The organism is Prevotella sp. CAG:255 (genome assembly GCF_000431195.1).
Classification (GTDB): Bacteria; Bacteroidota; Bacteroidia; order Bacteroidales; family Bacteroidaceae; genus Prevotella; species Prevotella rara.
Map to the genome: position 1 here is coordinate 23,990 of NZ_HF986819.1, position 18,227 is coordinate 42,216.

10 protein-coding genes are annotated in these 18,227 nt (G+C 47.1%); 1 reads left to right on the forward strand and 9 read right to left on the reverse strand.

The features are described 5' to 3' along the window. Positions 1–83: 83 nt before the first annotated feature. The 7 genes from QVO66_RS08570 to QVO66_RS08600 form a co-directional block, all read right to left on the reverse strand. Complete coding sequence (locus QVO66_RS08570; RefSeq protein WP_021855059.1) at positions 84–1,766, reverse strand: hypothetical protein; 1,683 nt, start codon at positions 1,764–1,766, stop codon at positions 84–86. 388 nt (positions 1,767–2,154) lie between these two features. Then, positions 2,155–2,721, reverse strand: a complete 567-nt coding sequence (locus QVO66_RS08575; RefSeq protein ID WP_021855060.1) for a hypothetical protein — start codon at positions 2,719–2,721, stop codon at positions 2,155–2,157. A gap of 1,253 nt (positions 2,722–3,974) precedes the next feature. Further along, positions 3,975–6,044, reverse strand: coding sequence for a TonB-dependent receptor plug domain-containing protein (locus QVO66_RS08580; protein WP_021855061.1), 2,070 nt, complete (start codon positions 6,042–6,044; stop codon positions 3,975–3,977). A 178-nt stretch (positions 6,045–6,222) separates the two neighbouring features. Continuing rightward, positions 6,223–6,885 carry a porin family protein gene (locus QVO66_RS08585; protein WP_021855062.1) on the reverse strand — a complete coding sequence of 221 codons (663 nt, stop codon included), beginning with the start codon at positions 6,883–6,885 and terminating at the stop codon, positions 6,223–6,225. A gap of 205 nt (positions 6,886–7,090) precedes the next feature. After that, complete coding sequence (locus tag QVO66_RS08590) at positions 7,091–8,539, reverse strand: MFS transporter (protein WP_021855063.1); 1,449 nt, start codon at positions 8,537–8,539, stop codon at positions 7,091–7,093. A 133-nt stretch (positions 8,540–8,672) separates the two neighbouring features. After that, the gene (locus QVO66_RS08595; protein WP_021855064.1) at positions 8,673–11,147 is read right to left on the reverse strand and encodes a bifunctional UDP-N-acetylmuramoyl-tripeptide:D-alanyl-D-alanine ligase/alanine racemase; all 2,475 of its coding nucleotides are present in this window, start codon (positions 11,145–11,147) and stop codon (positions 8,673–8,675) included. A gap of 227 nt (positions 11,148–11,374) precedes the next feature. Continuing rightward, a complete protein-coding gene (locus QVO66_RS08600; protein WP_021855065.1) occupies positions 11,375–12,178 on the reverse strand; it encodes a GSCFA domain-containing protein in 804 nt (267 codons plus the stop codon). A gap of 223 nt (positions 12,179–12,401) precedes the next feature. On the opposite strand from QVO66_RS08600, the gene QVO66_RS08605 reads away from it, so the two are divergent. Continuing rightward, positions 12,402–12,740, forward strand: a complete 339-nt coding sequence (locus QVO66_RS08605; protein WP_288172757.1) for a hypothetical protein — start codon at positions 12,402–12,404, stop codon at positions 12,738–12,740. A 223-nt stretch (positions 12,741–12,963) separates the two neighbouring features. On the opposite strand, the gene QVO66_RS08610 is transcribed toward QVO66_RS08605, so the two are convergent. Continuing rightward, positions 12,964–15,804, reverse strand: coding sequence for a bifunctional fucokinase/fucose-1-phosphate guanylyltransferase (locus QVO66_RS08610; RefSeq protein ID WP_021855067.1), 2,841 nt, complete (start codon positions 15,802–15,804; stop codon positions 12,964–12,966). Further along, the coding region (locus tag QVO66_RS08615) for a YfhO family protein (protein ID WP_288172758.1) at positions 15,801–18,227 on the reverse strand (2,427 nt) is incomplete at its 5' end. The genes QVO66_RS08615 and QVO66_RS08610, both read right to left, overlap by 4 nt.

An 18,227-nucleotide genomic window follows, 5' to 3' on the forward strand; every position in this document is an offset into this window, starting at 1 on the left:
TTAAAAGAATCTGATAAGGCCGTTTTTAATTTATACTTATTATTATCTATGTTCACATTTGAACACGACACTGTTTGTTCTCCTTATTCCTCTAAATATATATTTGTACGTATGCCGTCAGCATCCCTCTCAAAAATCAGGCGGTTGCTTCTTAACGTCTTACCGTCTATGGTGACTTCCATATACTCGCCGGAAGCCTTCCTCTGATATGAGATAAGGTTTGTGTCGTCTATATCTTCGCTATATTCGCTCTCACCCTCGCTGGCAAAATAAGACGAACGCTCTACAGGACCTTTAGGGGTTTCCCACATTATATTCACATCATCGTCAAACCATAATGCCCCGTCTATTTTTCTTTTTATCTTTACAGACATGCCGTCATGCGTAAGACCTGTATAACGGATATACGGTTTCTTGTCATATACTACCGTAAAAGGAACAACACCAAGGCACACCCAGCCTACATTTACTGAAAGTTCAAAGTAGCCACGGGCTATGAAGTTCTCTGTGTCAAACTCTTTGAAATAATTTTTCCATATACTGATATGTTCGTCTATCTTGCCCGGTGAGACTATATTTACATATTCACCGCTATGGTCTCCCACCAATCTAAAATTCAGCTCAAATCCAGATTCCGAAAGATAGTCAGGAACAGAGAGATTGCCAGACAGATTGACTTTAAGCGCGCCATCTACGACAGGCTCGTTGACAACCACAAAATTATCCATCACGATCTCGCCTCCATAAAAAATCTTCAAATTGTCAGGACCGTCTTTTTCAAAGCGCACAAGATGAGGTGGTATGTATTCGCCACGCTCCACCTTATCCTTTTCCTGCTCTGACACCATGAAAGCACGGACATAATAGGCTTTGCTCTCCATATTCTCCGGAACATCCACCCAAACATAACCGTCCTCTGGCTCCGCCGGCACCAGGTTAGTCTTACATTCGTAGTTACCCAACGCCACATCAGGCGAGCTGCCGAAAACCAGACCGCAGTATACTTTGTTATCCATCTCCTCTCCATAACGGCCTGAGCCATAGCCGCGGTTGAACGTTTTATTGTTTACAGGATCTAATGCTATTCCTATTTTATTGCTGTATGTTGTACGCTCATGTTTATAATGCAGTAACAGCCCTTTTCCGAAAAGGTCGTCACGCAAGTCTTGGTTCCACGCTTCGTAATAATATACAACTTCACAGAAGTTTTTGATGTCCGCGTCATCGTCAGGCGCAGAAGATGTGTTATATTCGCCTCTATCAACGGCTGCAAACAAGTCGTTGATGTTCGTCTTTACAGGCATGGGCAGCAAAGACACTGTCTTATAAACGGCTTTAAGGTTTTCGGTCATTTTCTCAAAAGGATTTCCCGAAGTTGGTTCTTGCACATTGAAGTCGAAAGACTCATGCATCCAAGAATCTCCTAAATAAGAGATGTTCAGAGTGTTGTCACGAACAAAGAAATAATACCACACTGAGTTGATGCACGCTTCTCTGACACGGCATTTGTCGTCGAAAACAAATACGGCATCATAACTGTCCATGTCGGTCATCTGCATGACATACCCTCCGTTGACAATATCTGGAGAGCACTGCATCCGCAAGTCATTGTCCAAGGCTACAGCCCATTTCCAACCTTGACGAAGCATCTCTTCGTCATCAACTTCAACAACCACAGGACCTTGTTCCTCTTCGCTGTCAGTACAGCCTGACAGAACGTTCATAACCAATAGTACGATTGGCAGAATGTAATAGATTTTCTTCATAGTTTTTGTTTTGTCACAGTTTTCATTCTCATTATACACTTATGCTGTCTGAAACAGCTGACATCATTCTCAACACCAGATTTACGAGTTTTATCCCCCAGTTCTACACTCCAGGCAAATATCTCTGCTAAATGTCTGTTTAGCTTGGAGTTTTTGCAAAAATATACAAAAATTAATAAATAGACAAACAATTAAAGGGGATTTATTTATTAAATAACATAAACATCATAAAATCGAATCGTACGATTTACATCATTAGCCATAATTTTTCAACTTAATTTTCCATGAATCATCACATTGTATTCAAGATAAAATATTTATCTAACATAAATAGGGTGCATCAAATATATTTCAATTGATACACCCTTATTATAAAATTATTTACTAACTATGGTATTGTTACTCTGTAACGGCCTTCAACATTGGAACTTTCTATTCCAGACCAAAAAGTTGATGTGAAAGTTCCTTCTATCTGAACATGGCCATTAACCTCTTTTATTGAATTAACTTTATGTGTTCCTTCTACCCATTCATATTCGTTATAATCAATAGTCAATTTAGACCAGAACGTAAGATTACTGTAATAGTCATCTTCAAATAAATCTTTTGTACAATGATATGTTCCTGGTTTTGATGCCAGTAAATCATTTATTCTTGAATAATGTACAATACCAAATAAAAAAGAAAATCCATATTTTTCAAAATGATCTTCCATATCGTAAGTTGCAGTAAGAGGATTGCCTTCAGCATCCTTGCCAACGGGGTCTATTTGCACATAAGACCAAAGTTTAATATTATCTCTATAAGTTTTTCCATTAAGTGTGATTTCGATATAATCGTTACTTGATGAGCCTCCAGTTTCTTCGTTATCATCATCACCACCACAAGATATAAAAGCCAATGCTATCAACATTATTGTCGGCAATAGCATCAATATAGAATGTAATTTTTTCATATTTTTTATGTCTAATATTTATGATATATAACACCTCATCCAATAACTGCCATACTCATTCCACTTATAATTCGATGCCCCACTTCAAAGCGACATAATATTTATTTGTAAACGTCTTAATCAATTTTAAAAACTATGTTACAACTTTCTTTGTCTAATTAAAACCAATCTTTATGCGAGCCGTCATAATCTTAAAACATGACAAAAACATTTTACATATTTTCTATAAGTGTAATTTATAATAACAAATGGATACAATGTCAATAAAAACAAATAATACATATTGATATTTAATATAAAACATCGAGAATCCATCATATTTAAGATGATAATCACGGACAGCCTCTAAACGCATATCGTCAATTAATATTGTCTTTAGTTTTTCATGGCTATATCACAATTAGAAGCATCCATATCATATAGGGCATATGTCCCAACATTATACTTTCCTTTTGTGCTGATATTCTAATACAATTTACAGTCTGATTTTAAAAAGTTTATTTCATAGTTTCTTAAATTAAATTTATTGAATATTCTGTTTTTGTGTGGTCCTTTAACCGGAGATAGACAGAAAAGAAACGTGGACCAAAACTTCGTCTACACTCTTTGTATTATAATGGATTATCTTTATCCGATATACAAGTAAAAGTTAACGCCAATCAACGCTAAGATTAACTTCTTACCTTTTAATTCGTATAAATCAACAACTATCAGAGCGCAAGAATGCAAGCTAACGTTTCAAATTTCTATATGTCTGTTTTTTTATTCTTTCATAGGCACTTATTTTTTACATTATTCGCAAAAGTAAACAAAAATGTTTAATCTCGCAAAAAATATCAAATACATTTACTTAATTCAATAGAATTAAATTCAGAATCTATTATTCTCATAATATTAAAACAAAATCTTCAAATAATTTCACACAATAGTTAGCTATAAAAAACGCCACACCTGGGACCAACACAAAATAATTGTAAGCAAAACATCAGAAAACAATTACACTTACGAAATGCCGACATCACAAAAGAGAAATACATTAAGCAAAAATGAGCCGTTTGCTTTCGGACTGAAACCGATAGAGTTACGATGCAAAAGTGGCCGAGTTTTGATGCAAAAGTGGCCGAGTTTTGATACGAAAGTGGGCCGTTTACGATACGCAAACAGCCCACTTATTTTATGTTTTTCAGCATGCTGTCAACAGCAATGCATTATTGATGCAGACGGAGACAGACACGCTGAAAGGTCTATTGATGTCACCAAACGTTCCATCTTACTCCTGCCATAACCCACAAGCCGGGCTGAGGCACGTTGCCATAGTCGACATAGGTGGCATCAAACAGGTTGTTGACCTCTACATAGACGCTGTAGCGCGACTTGTCCCACGACAGGCGTGCGTCTACGAGCGAATAGGGCTTATACGTGGTAGACACACCCTGCGGGTCGGTGTATGATCCTACGCGATACTGATAGCGGTAGTTGACATTTAGGTTAAGGGCGCTCACGATATGCAGGCCGAGACCTGCCACGAGCTTATGCCTTAGATACTCGAGGGCATAAAGCGACTGCACGCCCGGCTCCTTGTCCTGACTCTGGTCGATGTAGCTGTAGGACACATTTAACGTGCGCAGCACATCCTGACGTGGCAGCAGACTGGCGAAGCGGAACTTCAGCGAAGCCTCGAAGCCCGTTGAGTTAATCTCTGCATGATTAACCGATGTCCACACAGCATCCTCGCCAAGCGAGGTGTCCATTATCCAGTCGATCATGTTTGTTCCATGATGATGATAAACCGACAGCGTACCGGTTATTCCTTCTGAAACATACCTGACGCCTCCCTCAACGGCACTCATCTCCTCGGGCTTCAGATATTTGTCAGCCTTGTGTCCGTCTACCGAATAATAAAGTTCGGTGAACGACGGCATGCGCAACGACATGTTGTAAGATGCAAACACCTTCCAGTTCTGCCCTATCCTGTAGCTGACGTCAACGCCTGGATAAATCTTGAACGGCATCTCGTTCCATGTGTTCTTAACGGCCGTAAAGCCGGCGGAAAGAGTGAAACGCTTAAGTATGACGTTGTGTTCAAGATAAAAACTGAGGTTGCTTCGGTTAAGGCCATAGGCATAGTTGCGGTCGGTGCCGTGGATGTGTATCGGATTGTCGAGCGGCTCGCCGAGATTTCCGCTCACAAGGTCTTCGTTGCGGAATTCGGCTCCGAAGGCTGTGCGCCCCAAAATCCAGTCGAACCAGCTGTTGAGGTTAAGTCCGAACACATCGGTGCGGTTATAGTTGAAGGGCGACTTGTCGGGCGCTCCTCTGTAAAACTCATAACGGTCTTGAAAACGGTTCCAGTAAATAGACGGCCGGAAGTGGAACTTGCCTCCTTTCGTCTCAGCCTGAACGGCCGTGAAATATTTTGTGGTATGTTCATACTGCTCGTCGGACAGAAGACTGTAGAACGTATTGCTGCCCCATCCCTTGTCGCTAACTCCGGCGTGCCATCCTATCGTGAGGTGGTCGTCATCATAGCGTCCCTGATAGAATGCCCTCGCGCCTTCGTAGTCGGCGTTGAGACGTCCGCTCTTGCTTCGCAGCCAGCCGTCGCTGCGCGTATAGCCCGCGCTCAGCTGATTGTTCCACTTGTCTTGCTTCAGATTAACACGTCCTCCGGCAGCCAGATAGCCAAACGAGCCTCCTTCGGCATGAACATCGGCACTGCTTTTTGCTCCGAGCTTTGTAACAATGTTGATTACGCCCACAAGCGACGATGTTCCGTAGGCTCTTCCGGCAGGTCCCTCAAGCACTTCAATCCGCTCAATCTCGCTTATATCCACGGGCAGGTCTAAGGCGTTGTGCCCCGTCTGCGGGTCGCAGATGTTTATGCCGTTAAGCAAGACGGCGATGTGCTCGCTGGTGCCTCCGCGTATGCTGATGTCGGTCTGTGCCCCGATAGGGCCTCGCTGCCTGACATCCACGCCTGCGGCATACTTGAGCAAGTCGTTAACACTTTGCACAGGGGCAGCGGCAATCTCGTCGCGCCCGAGTACGTTTACAATTCTCGCCGCATGGCCTCCTGTCAGCGGCGCGCGCGAAGCCGTAACGTCCACCTCGTCGAGCATCACGGTCTCACCGGTCGTCTGCATAGTGCTGTCCACCTTCTCTACCCTGGTGCTTATGCCGTCTGCCTTGGCATAGGTAAGAGTGGCAACACTAAGCGTGCCGATAAGCACCTCTCTGCCCAGGCAAGAAAAGAGCGAATAGCCCTTGTTGCCGAAACGAGAGAACTTAAAGCTTTCACGCTTGTTGAAAATTGTTTTGTACATAAAATTTGATATAATTAAAAAAATTAACGTTTCGCCTACGCGAAACGTCCGCAAAGATAGTGAAAGGTGAGAGTAATACAAAATAAAATAAGTTTTATTTTTATTGCCGAACCGCAAACTGCCCTTTGATAAGGGCAGCAAAAAATAAGTTCACTCGTTAAGTGAACTTATATACTTTTCAGAATAAATAAGCAAAAGACGCCGTGAATGTTCTGTTCTTGCAGTCTGTGCCTGTCTTATTAACATTCTTCATTCCCCAATCATATCCAACGGAAAGCTGAACATGGCGGGCTATTTCTGCTCCGGCACGGAAGCCCAGTCCCCAGTCGAAACGGTCTAAGACTTTGTCACTGAACAAATTGTCTGATGCATTTTTCGTCGTAGAAGTGCCCTTGCCATCTGTAACAGTCATTGTAGATTTGCCAAACAGACCGATGTTAAAATATGGTCCGGCATTAACAAACAGGCTTACATTACGCCCAACGGAAAACTTATATCCAATATGAACCGGAATATTCAAATAATAAGGACTGAACTTATAATCAAAAGTGTTATTATTAGTTGTTTCATCTAACCGGGAAATGTTATATCCGCTGTAATAATAATTGGGTGTCTTCCATCCATAAGAAGACAGCATCAGTCCAAAGTCTAAATAAAGTCCTTTTGTAAACTGCGGAAGGCCAAGTTCACCCTTTAGGCCGGCATGAAAACCCGACTGAGCATTATAACCACTCGGAGAACTGAGATTATAACCTGCCGTTGCTCCCACTCTGAAATCTTGCGCTTTTGCCACCATACAGAATGACAAAAATAAAAGCGATGTGAATAAAATCTTCTTCATACTAAAATATGTATTAAGATAATTAATTTATCATTTAACACGCAAGGCAGGAAATCCCCCTATTCTGTAATGTTAAAATATCATTAGTTTGCCGTTAACCTGTTTTCTGCTTTTAAGGAACTAAATAATAAGGATATATATACATACGAAAAAAGAGGAGAACGCTTGCGCATTCTCCTCTTTGGATTTATCTTAAATAAGATTATTATTCAACAACAATTGGCTTATACTTCGGAACCAGGGCCTTCATTATAACCCAAGCCAGCAGATAAGCAACGGCGCAGATGCAGAATACAATCATATATGCACCCGGTTTGCCTTCCATACCGAGGAACGAGAAGGCTGAACCCATGCCCTCAGCATAAGTGAACAGCTCACCTGCACCGAGGTTGATAAGCAGTGAACCGATACCACCGGCCATAGCGCCTATACCTGTAATGGTTGCGATAGTTGATTTGGGGAACATATCACCGATTGTAGAGAACAGGTTGGCAGACCAAGCCTGATGACCTGCACCGGCAAGACCGATGATGATTGCGGGGAACCATGCAGAATTTGCACCAAGCGGCTGAGCGAACAGCGCGAACAGCGGGAAGAATGCAAAGATAAGCATAGCGCGCATACGGCCTGCATAAGGGCCCATGCCCTTCTTCTCAACAAACAGCTTAGGCAGGTAACCGCCGTAGATTGACAATACGGTAACAATGAGATAAAGCACAAAGATAAGAGCCATACCCATTGTTGAAGAAGACTCATAACCAAACTGGTCAGAGAAATAAGCCGGAGCCCAGAACAGATAGAACCACCAAACACCGTCGGTGAAGAACTTACCTACTACGAACGACCATGTCTGCTTATACTTGAAGCACTGCATGAACGGGATAGTCTTTTCCTCTTTAGCCTCAGCTGAAGCAGGCTCCTCTTTTTCGTCCTGATTGATATATATAAGCTCTGCCTTGTTTACTCTCTTAGAGTTTTCAGGTTTCTCATAAAGATGTGCCCAGAAGAACATCCACACGAAACCAATCGCACCGATGATGATGAATGCCATCTCCCAACCGAAATGCTTGGCAAGGACAGGGATGGTAAGCGGAGCTGCCAAAGCACCGACAGAGGCACCTGAATTAAAGATTGAAGTTGCAAAGGCACGGTCTTTCTTAGGGAAGTATTCAGCCGTAACCTTGATGGCTGCGGGGAAGTTTCCTGCTTCACCGAGAGCAAGGATGGCACGGCAAACGAGGAAGAGCCATACGCTGAGCGTTGCAATGGCAACGGCCATTGTGCTTCCTGCCTCAACGGCACGGAGAGCTTCTATTGAGTCGAGGCCCTCAACCTCCATAGTAACCCAGCCGCATCCTGCGTGCATACATGCACCGAGCGACCATATAAAGATAGCCCAAAGATATCCTTTCTTTATGCCCATCCAGTCGACAAACTTACCTGCGAACAGACAAGCCACAGCATAAAAGACAGAGAAGAAACCGGTAATCATGCCATAATGAGCATCATTCCAGTGGAACTCGGGTGCTATAAAGTCTTTCCACGTAAGCGACAGCACCTGACGGTCAAGATAATTGACTGTCGTAGCGCAGAAAAGCAAAGCACAAATTACCCAACGGAAGTTGGTCATTTTAGTAGTTTGAATAGGATTCATTTTTATTTGATTAATAGTATTTTGTTTCAAGCAATAGTTTGTGCAAAGGTAACACTTTTTTTCTTAACCGATACAGCCGTATTTGTTAAAATAGTATAAACACCATAAACAAGAAAAGGCTTTAAAATAAAGCCTAATCTTGAAAATAAACTCTCTTTACGCGGTTGCTTATGCTTGTAAGCACCTCGTAAGGTATTGTCCCAAGCACGTCCGACAGCACCGTTACAGGCAGATGCTCGCCGAATATCTCCACGGTGTCGCCTTCCTTACAGTCTATTCCTGTAAGGTCTATCATGGCCACGTCCATACAGATGTTGCCCACATAAGGCGCTTTCTGGCCATTGACAAGGCAGTAGCAGTGGCCGCAGCCCAGACGGCGGTTAAGTCCGTCGGCATATCCGATAGGTATGGCACCGATAACGCTGTCGCGGGTGAGCACACCCTTACGGCTGTAGCCCACAGTATCTTCCTTCGGCACGCGGTGTATCTGCAGTATGGTGGTCTTCAGCGTGCTGACTGTATTCAATACAGAATTGTCGCGGCTGTCGATGCCGTACAGGCCTAGACCCAGGCGGCACATGTCCATCTGCCGCTCCGGGAAGTGCTCTATGCCGGCTGAGTTGTCCATGTGGCGCAATATCTTGTGGCTGAATGCCGACTGAAGTTTCTTGCTGCCTTCATCGAACAGCTTAAACTGCATGGCAGAGAAGTTGTCGAAGTCGTCGCTGTCTGAACCAACAAAGTGTGAGAACACCGAACGCGGTATTATTGCGTTCTGATGCTTCAGGCGACTGATAAGCTCGTCCATGTCGCAGCGCGGATCGAATCCAAGGCGGTGCATACCTGTGTCGAGCTTTATGTGTACCGGATATCCGGTTATTCCCTCTTTCTGTGCAGCCTTTACGAGGGCATCGAGAAGGCGGAAGCTGTAGACCTCGGGCTCGAGCTTATAGTCGAACATTGTCTTGAAGGCCGTCATCTCCGGGTTCATTATCATTATGTTGCACGTTATGCCGTTCTTTCTCAGCGTTACGCCTTCGTCGGCAACGGCAACAGCGAGATAGTCAACGCGATGGTCCTGCAGGGTCTTTGCCACCTCTACTGATCCTGCACCGTAGGCATCAGCCTTAACCATGCACACCAGCTTGGTGGTAGGCTTCATGTATGAACGGTAGTAATTCAGGTTCTTTACAACAGAATTGAGGTTCACCTCCAGTATCGTTTCATGCACTTTCTGCTCAAGCAGCTCTGTAAGTCTATCGAACGAGAACTTGCGCGAGCCTTTGAGCAGTATCACCTCGTCGCGCAGCGATCTGAACACGGTGCTTCCGATAAACGAGTTGCAGTCGTCAAAGAAGTACTTCTCTTCTATCATTATCTCATCGGCGCAACGGCTTATCTCCGGACCGATGCCGATAAACTTCTGCACGCCGCGCTTTACGGCAAGCTCTGACACCTTTTTATATAATGTATCACCGTCTTCACCGCTCTGATATATGTCGCTCAATATGAGCGTGCGTCGGCGTCCCTCATGGTCGGGGCGGCGGTTCATGAAGTCGAGGGCTATGTCGAGCGAGTTGACGTCTGAGTTGTATGAGTCGTTGATCAGCGTGCACCCGTGCTGTCCTTCCTTCACCTCGAGGCGCATGGCCACAGGCTCTATGGCCGGCATGCGCTGTGCTATTTCATCAGCTGTAAGTCCAAGATGAAGCGCAACGGCAGCACATGTTATTGAGTTGGCAACCGAAGCCTCGTCGATAAACGGCAGTGTGTAGGCAGACTCAACGCCATTGAACACATAGGTTACGGTGGTCTGTGTGTTTTTCTTGTCAACCGACTTTACGAACAGTCTTACAGACGGATCCTTCACCGACCATGCTATCTGCTCGCCTTTATAGTCGTAGCTTTCAACACATTGTCTTATCACCTCGTCGTCGTAAGGATAAACAATGGCCTTTGAGTCGTGAAACAGACGTAGCTTCTCATGACACTTGTCTGCCATCGACTTAAAGTTTTCCTGATGGGCGGCACCAAGATTGGTGATAACGCCAACAGTGGGCTGTATGATGTCGCGCAGCGACTCCATCTCGCCGGGCTGGCTTATGCCTGCCTCGAACACTCCCACCTGGCTCTGCTCGCTCAGCAGCCATACCGAGAGGGGCACACCTATCTGCGAGTTGTAGCTGCGCGGACTGCGCGTAACTGTCATTGAGGGCGAGAGCAGCTGATAAAGCCACTCCTTTACAACGGTCTTGCCGTTGCTTCCGGTGATGCCCACCACCGGAATGTCAAACTCGTCTCTGTGGCGTTCGGCAAGGCGCTGAAGGGCCTCAAGCGCAAAAGGCACTTTCAGGAAGTTGGCGTCAGGATAGTCCTTCTGCCAGTCAGCCGGAAGCACCTCTACCACAAAGCTGCGCACGCCGCGCCTGTAAAGGTCGGCTATGTACTTATGACCATCGTTGCGTTCGGAACGTATTGCAAAGAACAATGTCTCCTCCGGAAAACAAAGGCTGCGGCTGTCGGTAAGAATCCATCTTACGTTGCCGTCGCTCTCGCCATAACGGCGCGCGCCTATAAGAGTTGTAACTTTTTCAATTGTGTAAACCATCTCAATTGATATTATTTTGTTTCTTATTTAATCTTTGTCATTGAAAAGAATAAAGACACGTAACAGATATTCAGAGCCACATAAAGACACGGCCGGGCCACACTGCAGCACCACCGGACTGCATGCCGTCTGGACATGCCCGCGCACGGGCAAAGCATCCATCACTGCGCCCTAACAGCCGGCCAAACAGCCTGAACAAGACACTCAAGCCGGCCATGGGTGCATAATTAAGGTACAAATTTCGGATATTTTTTTGAAAGAGCCTTAACTTTTAACATTGTTTTATTCATAAACTCCTTATATTCGTCAGAGTCGGGCCTGAACGGCTTGTGGCCCAGCGCCTCCTTTATGGGGCGCCACTCTTCGATAAAGCGCTTTGCTGCCGGCGAGAAATAAGCCTCTGAGAACAGTTCCCATATATAGTCTACGGCCTGCTGCGAAGGATGGAGCATGTCGGATGCATAGAAGCGATAGTCGCGAAGTTCGTCGTTTACAATCTCGTAGGCAGGAAAATATGTAACCCTGCCGGGATATTTCCTTACCATGAGGTCGGCGGCAAGCAGCAGCGTGGCTTTAGACAGCTGGCTGCCGTGATAGCCATACTTGGCGTAACGTATCGGACTGACGGTAATTATCACCTTCACGTCGGCATTTCTTCCGGCCAACAGTTCCACTGCTTCAGAAAGATAGCCTACACACTCGTCTATCGTGAGTTCGCGTTCCGTGAACAACCTCTGCGGACGTTTTGCGCAGTTGTCCACTATCTCGCCTGTTTCGTTCAGTATATATACATGATTTGTTCCGAGTGTCATCAGTGCCACGCGCGGCGCAGCCTCGCTCCGTGCCACGGTATGCAGGATGCTTGCCGGATTATACATCACGCCGTAAGGATTAACCACGGCATTAAACTTCTCTTCGACAAACCGCCTGCCTATGTTGTCGGCAAAGCAAGAACCAACAAAGAGCATGTCTTCAAAAGGCTCAATCTCAAAGTCGGGCTTGTCTATCTTAACTTTTGTCCTGAACTCCATATCATTTCCTCTTTTCCCCTGCAAAGTTAATGCAAACTGAGAGCAATACAAAACAAATCGTATTTGTTTTTATGGCCGAAGTGAAGCTTAACTTATTCAAAGTTAATGCAAACCGAGAGCAATACAAAACATATCACATTTGTTTTTATAGCCGAGGTGAAGCTTAACTTATTCAAAGTTAATGCAAACCGAGAGCAATACAAAACATATCGCATTTGTTTTTATGGCCGAAGTGAAGCTGAAACGTTTGGAAATATACAGATACAACAAACAGACATTAAGCAAAACACGGCAAATGAGCCTGCAAAAGGTATGGTTTTGCATGATGAAACACGGCCTTTTGCAACGTAATAGATATGCTTTTAGAAAAAGGTCTGATAAAGGAAAAGAAACGAAAAAAGTTTTTCACAAAAACTCGTCACTCATCACAACGGCACATAACACTCTGAAATACAGTGCGTTATTGTGTGACGAGTTGTATTTCCAACTCATCACGCTTAAAGTCAACCAATATCAGGAAAGCACAATCAACGCCCCCAAATATCGTTGTGTGATGAGTTGAACAAGCAACTCGTCACACTACAACATTCTGATAATCAGAATATTATGCTGTAATGTGACGAGTGACGAGTTTTTATAAAAAAACTTTTTCGGGTTATATCCGCAAATTTGTTAATACGGATAATTATAAATGAAAGCCAAGAACGAAAACTACAAATGCCATGACCGCATAATCAGGCAAAGCAAATCATAATTTTCAACTCTCAATTGTCAATTCTCAATTCTTAGCTTCGGCTCACCTGCAAGCCCTTGGTGCTGAGCGACATGTCGACAAAGCGGGCATTGGCATTTGGCCTGTTGCTGTTGAGTATCTGTTTGATACGGGCTGCCGCGTCAGGATCCTTGGCCACCATATACAGATAGCCGCCTCCGCCTGCACCGGCAAGCTTATAGCCAAGACACAGGTCGTCTATAAGTTCTGTTATGCGGCGAACGCTTTCGGGATTGGTACCGCTGTCGATGGCCTGATTCTGAAGCCATGTCTTGCGCACAAGCATACCCATCTTATTGAAGTCGGCACGCTGTATGGTCTCATACATGTCGAGCGAGTGCTGTTTCATTTCGCGCAGACGTGTCAGCTCGTCGCTCTGATTGAGGAACATGCGGCGCACTATCTCTGCCAGGATGTTCTTTGCCGTGCGTGTTATGCCCGTATAATAGAGCAGGTGGCAAGGCGTGTACTCAGGCTGTGTGAACAAGTCGGACGGAAGCCAGCGCACCGTAGGACACTGGTCGAAGCCGCGGCCTGTCTGCAACAGCTTTACGCCCTGCAGTATTCCGCCAAACTGGTCTTGCCATCCGCCTCCGGTTGTGAGCAGCTGCTCAAGCACAAGCGTGCGGTGGCCTATTTCGTTCTTGTCCCATGCAAGGCCGCAGAAGTCGTTGAGCGCACCGAGAACGGTAGACGCAAGCATGCTGCTCGTGCCCAGTCCGCTGCCTGCGGGAATGGCAGAGAGCAGTGTCAGCTCTATGCCGCAGCCGAAAGCCTTCAGCTGACTTTCGAGCGAGCCGAACTTCTCGGCACAGTAGGCGGGCACAAAGCCAGCAAGGGCCAGCGCGGCCTTGGGTATAGAGAACGGACTGCCCACATGATGATAGTCGGCAAGCTGCTCGTATGTGGTAACTTCCTCAATGGCTCCGAGGTCGATGCTGCGCAGCACGATGTGCGGCTCCTTACACGGACGGACATACGTCTGCAGCGGCGGCTGACCGTTAAGCTCGATGGCAAGGTTGACAACGCTGCCGCCCTCCATGAGGCAGTAAGGAGGTGTGTCGGTCCATCCTCCGGCTATGTCTATGCGCACGGGGCTGCGGCCCCAAACAATCTGGTCGCCGTATACCGACATGCGCGGACTCTGTTTCTCGGTGAGCACCTGCTGTGTCAGTCCGTCGCGCAAAAGGGCAAAGGCCTTGTCTTCGTTCTTCTGATATTCGTTGCCCTTGATGCGTGCCAGCTCAGAGCGGAACATTGAGTCGTGTATGCGTGTCAGCAGCGGCGCATTGTCGCTTATCGCATCCGGCTGAGGAATGTTGAACTTGGCAAAGTCGCGTGCGGCATCGTCAAGGTCGACCTGATAGAACACGCTATGCTCATAGTTGCGTGCCAGAGCCTGCCAGTTGGCAGCACGCAGCAGGTCGCGCTGCTGCTGAAGCCTCATCAGGTCTGCCTCAGCCGATATGTCGTCGGCGCTGAGCCTGCGGCTTTCGCTCCATATCTCGGCACCCTCTTTGAGTTCCGGCTCCGAGAGCATCCAGCGCAATACGAGTCCGACATCATTCACGTCGGCACATGCCGGGAATATGCGTGCCGACTGCAGGTCGGCATTTCCGTCTATTGTGTCAATGTCGATATTGCGCTCGGCAGCCCATTCGGCAAACGGACGTCCGAGGAACTTAACGCTGAGGTCGTGAAGGTCGCCGCGGAACTTATCGTCGTATCCGTAAGGCCTTACTACATATTCGTCTTCGCCGGCAGGCACAATGTCAACACACTGTCCCGGCTGAAGGCTTATTGTCCAGTTGTTTTCGGGCACGCCCGTTATGATGTTCTCATGCGCCAGCGTCCACGACGAAGGCACATAGCTGTTTTCTATCCAAAGATTCTGGTTGCGCTCAGTGATGGCCGTACCCACGCATGCATTCTGAACAAACATGGCTGGGTGAGGCTTCAGCGAGTGATGCATTATCTCGCGCTGGTCGTTGACAAGATTCTGTATAGCAAGTGTAGACGACAGAATCTCATGACTTGTGCCGAAATGATAAAACTCGCCGCCTGGCAAAGGCAACACGGCTACGCTCAGACTGTTGAGCTCGTCGTCCTTAACCGAAGGATCTGTGCCGAGCGAGCAGCCGAACTCAGAATAGAGGTCGTAGTTGATGCGCTCGCCGTTGCGCTTTGAGCGCTGCATGAGCAGCTTGACGGCGCGGTCGCTCAACAGCCACACGCCTATGTCTGTAAGATAGAAATGATCCTTGAGCAGTTCGCCGAGAGTCTTCACCGAAGGCTTCTGCATCATGCACTCAAGCACCGACGGGGTTTCGCGTCTTGACACAAACACGCCGTGGTCTTTGGCTATCTCAGGGCCGAGCCACAGGCCGTAGCACACCACGTCGGCCTCTGGTATAGGCTGAAGCGGCTGAGTGGCACGTATATACACATCGCCACTGACAATCATGGTGTGCATGTTGTCGGGCGCGCAGCTCATTATCTTGTCGTAAAGGGGTATCTGCAGCGACAGAAGATTCTGCGAGAGCCTCTGTCCGCGCTCCCAGCGGAACACCGGCACGGGCGTCAGCACCTTGCCCGACGGGGCGTAGGCCGGCAACCGGCGGCTCTGTCCGCCGGCATGCAGCAGCAGGCGTCTGTCTGAGGCAAGCCACTCGTCGAAGCTCTTGCCGTCTGAACTTTCGGCATAACAGGCCTCCAGCAGCCATGTTGAGCCGCCGCCCGAACCGAGCTTATGCCCTATAGGGTCGTTGGTGCAGAACCATTCGCTGTGGTCGTGTCCGGTAACATCATGAAAACAGTTTACCAGATTTGGCGGCAATGACAAAAGCTTTTTCATTTAACCTTCCCTTTCTTTTTCATTTCAATATATACAACAAACAGAAGCGCCAGAATAAGTACGGCATAAGCTATATATGCTATGGTCTCGGTTGTGCTGACAGACTTAGGATAGAACATCAGTTCTACGTTGTGCTTGCCCGGTGCGACATTGATGGCACGCAACAGATAGTTGACACGTCCGAGCTCAACGGGGTTGCCGTCGACTGTGGCTGTCCAGCCGGGATAATACACCTCGGAGAACACTATCACACCGCCGGCATCAGAGCTTACGCTATACTTCAGGTGGTTAGAAGAATATGATGTGAGCTTGACAACCGACACACCACCCTGCTTCTTGGCATCCTTCAGCTGACTCTTAAACTTGGCGTCGGCCACTGCCTCATGGCGCAGATCAATCTTTCCAACTCTATCTATTTCGTCGTTGGCGCTGTTTACATAGGTTATACGGTCTACAAACCATGCATTGCCGTAAGCATACGGATTCTTCAAAGGCACGGTCTGTCCGCTCTGAAGCGGGAATATGAAATATCTTGCGTTGAGCATGTTGAGCACCGGATAGATGCTGTCGCCGTTGATCTTGGTCATGTCGCCGCCGGCCTCAGCCACTGCGGGCACGAGTTTCTGCATCTCAGGAGCGATGTAGGCGTCTATCATGTCCTGATAACGGCGTAACTTGGCGGCGTGGTATCCGCCTATGCTGTTGTGATAGTAAGAAGTTTCGTTCTCATTGAACGTGTTAGAGGCAAGGTTGAGCACGCGGTAACTGCCGAAGTCGGTCTTGTCCTGAAGGATAATCTTGTCGGTCTCGGTCATCTCTATCGGTGCCTCGCGCTCACTCTTGTTGACAAACATGTCGTTGTTGAGGTAGCGCTTGTTGACCTGCCACATGTCAATAAGACAGAGAACTATCAGCGCTCCCACCATGTATTCTGTCTTCAGTTTCTTTGCCTTATAGAGCAGCAGGCAGAGAGTGCCGATGACAATGATGAAGAACGAGCGCCAGCAGTCGGCAGTGAACATGGCGATACGCATCTCGCGCAGATTGGCGAGCAGCGGGTTAAGATAGTCGGCCGGTATCTGCTGCAATGCCCTCATCTCTTCAGACGAGATGAAGTCTGAGAAGAACATTGTAGGCATAACGGCAAACAACAGGGCGATGCCGCCGGTGAGGGCGAAGCTTGCATAAACGTATTTTATCTTTTGAGTGAGGATTTCAGGTTCGTCAACAATTTTCTTCAATGCAAGCATTGCCAACAGAGGTATAGTAAACTCGGCAATGACAAGTATCGAAGCCACCGTGCGGAACTTTGAGTACATCGGGATATAGTCGATAAAGAAGTCGGTGAACGGCATGAAGTTCTTACCCCATGACAGCAGTATAGAAAGCACCGTTGCGGCAAGCAGGGCCCACTTCATAGGTCCCTTGACGATAAACAGGCCTAAGACGAACAGCATGAGCACGAATGCCCCGACGTAAACAGGGCCGCTAGTTCCGGGCTGTTCACCCCAGTACTGTCCGAGCTGCTGATATATATCTATAAAGTTGTTGTCGGCATGTTCCATGGCAGTCTTGTTCTGTGCCAAAGGCATTGATGCGCCACCCTTGGTGTTGGGCACGAGCAGAGTCCATGTCTCGCCTATGCCGTAGCTCCACTGCGTTATATAGTCGCGGTCGAGTCCGCTGCTTGTCTGGTTTGCCGTGTTTTTTTTGACCAGTTCGCTCTTGCCGCGCATCGACTCCTGGCTGTACTCCCATGTGTGATAAAGGTTGCTCAGGTTGATGCATATACCTATTATGGCACCGGCAGCACACACAGCCGTGGCCTTGCCGAAATGAGCCAGTTTGTGGTTACGGATGGCATCAACGAGATAGGCAATGACCATAAACAGGATGACAAACAGGAAGTAATACGTCATCTGCACGTGGTTGGCGTTGACCTCAAAGGCCGTAAACAGCGCCGTGACAATGAGTCCCCACAGGTATTTGCCCCTGTAGGCAAGCACCACTCCGGCTATCATCGGCGGGAGATATGCCAGAGCCATAACCTTCCAGATATGTCCTGCGGCTATGATTATGAAGAAATAGCTCGAAAAGGCCCATATTATAGAGCCCAAAGCCGCCAGCGACTGGCGGAAATCGAACGCACGAAGAAGGATATAGAATCCCAGCAGATAAGCAAAGACATACCACACGTTCTCAGGCAGGAAAAGATGATAAGCCTTTACGACCTGGCCCAGTCCGTCGGTGCTGCTGTATGAGGGCGCCGTCTGATATGTCGGCATGCCGCTGAACACGGAGTTCATCCAGCGAGTCTGCTCTCCGGTTTTCTCCCTGTGTTCTGACAGTTCTCGCCCGAGGCCCTTGCTTGCAGCCGAGTCGTGGCGGAAAAGAATCTTTCCTTCAATATCAGCAGGAAAGAA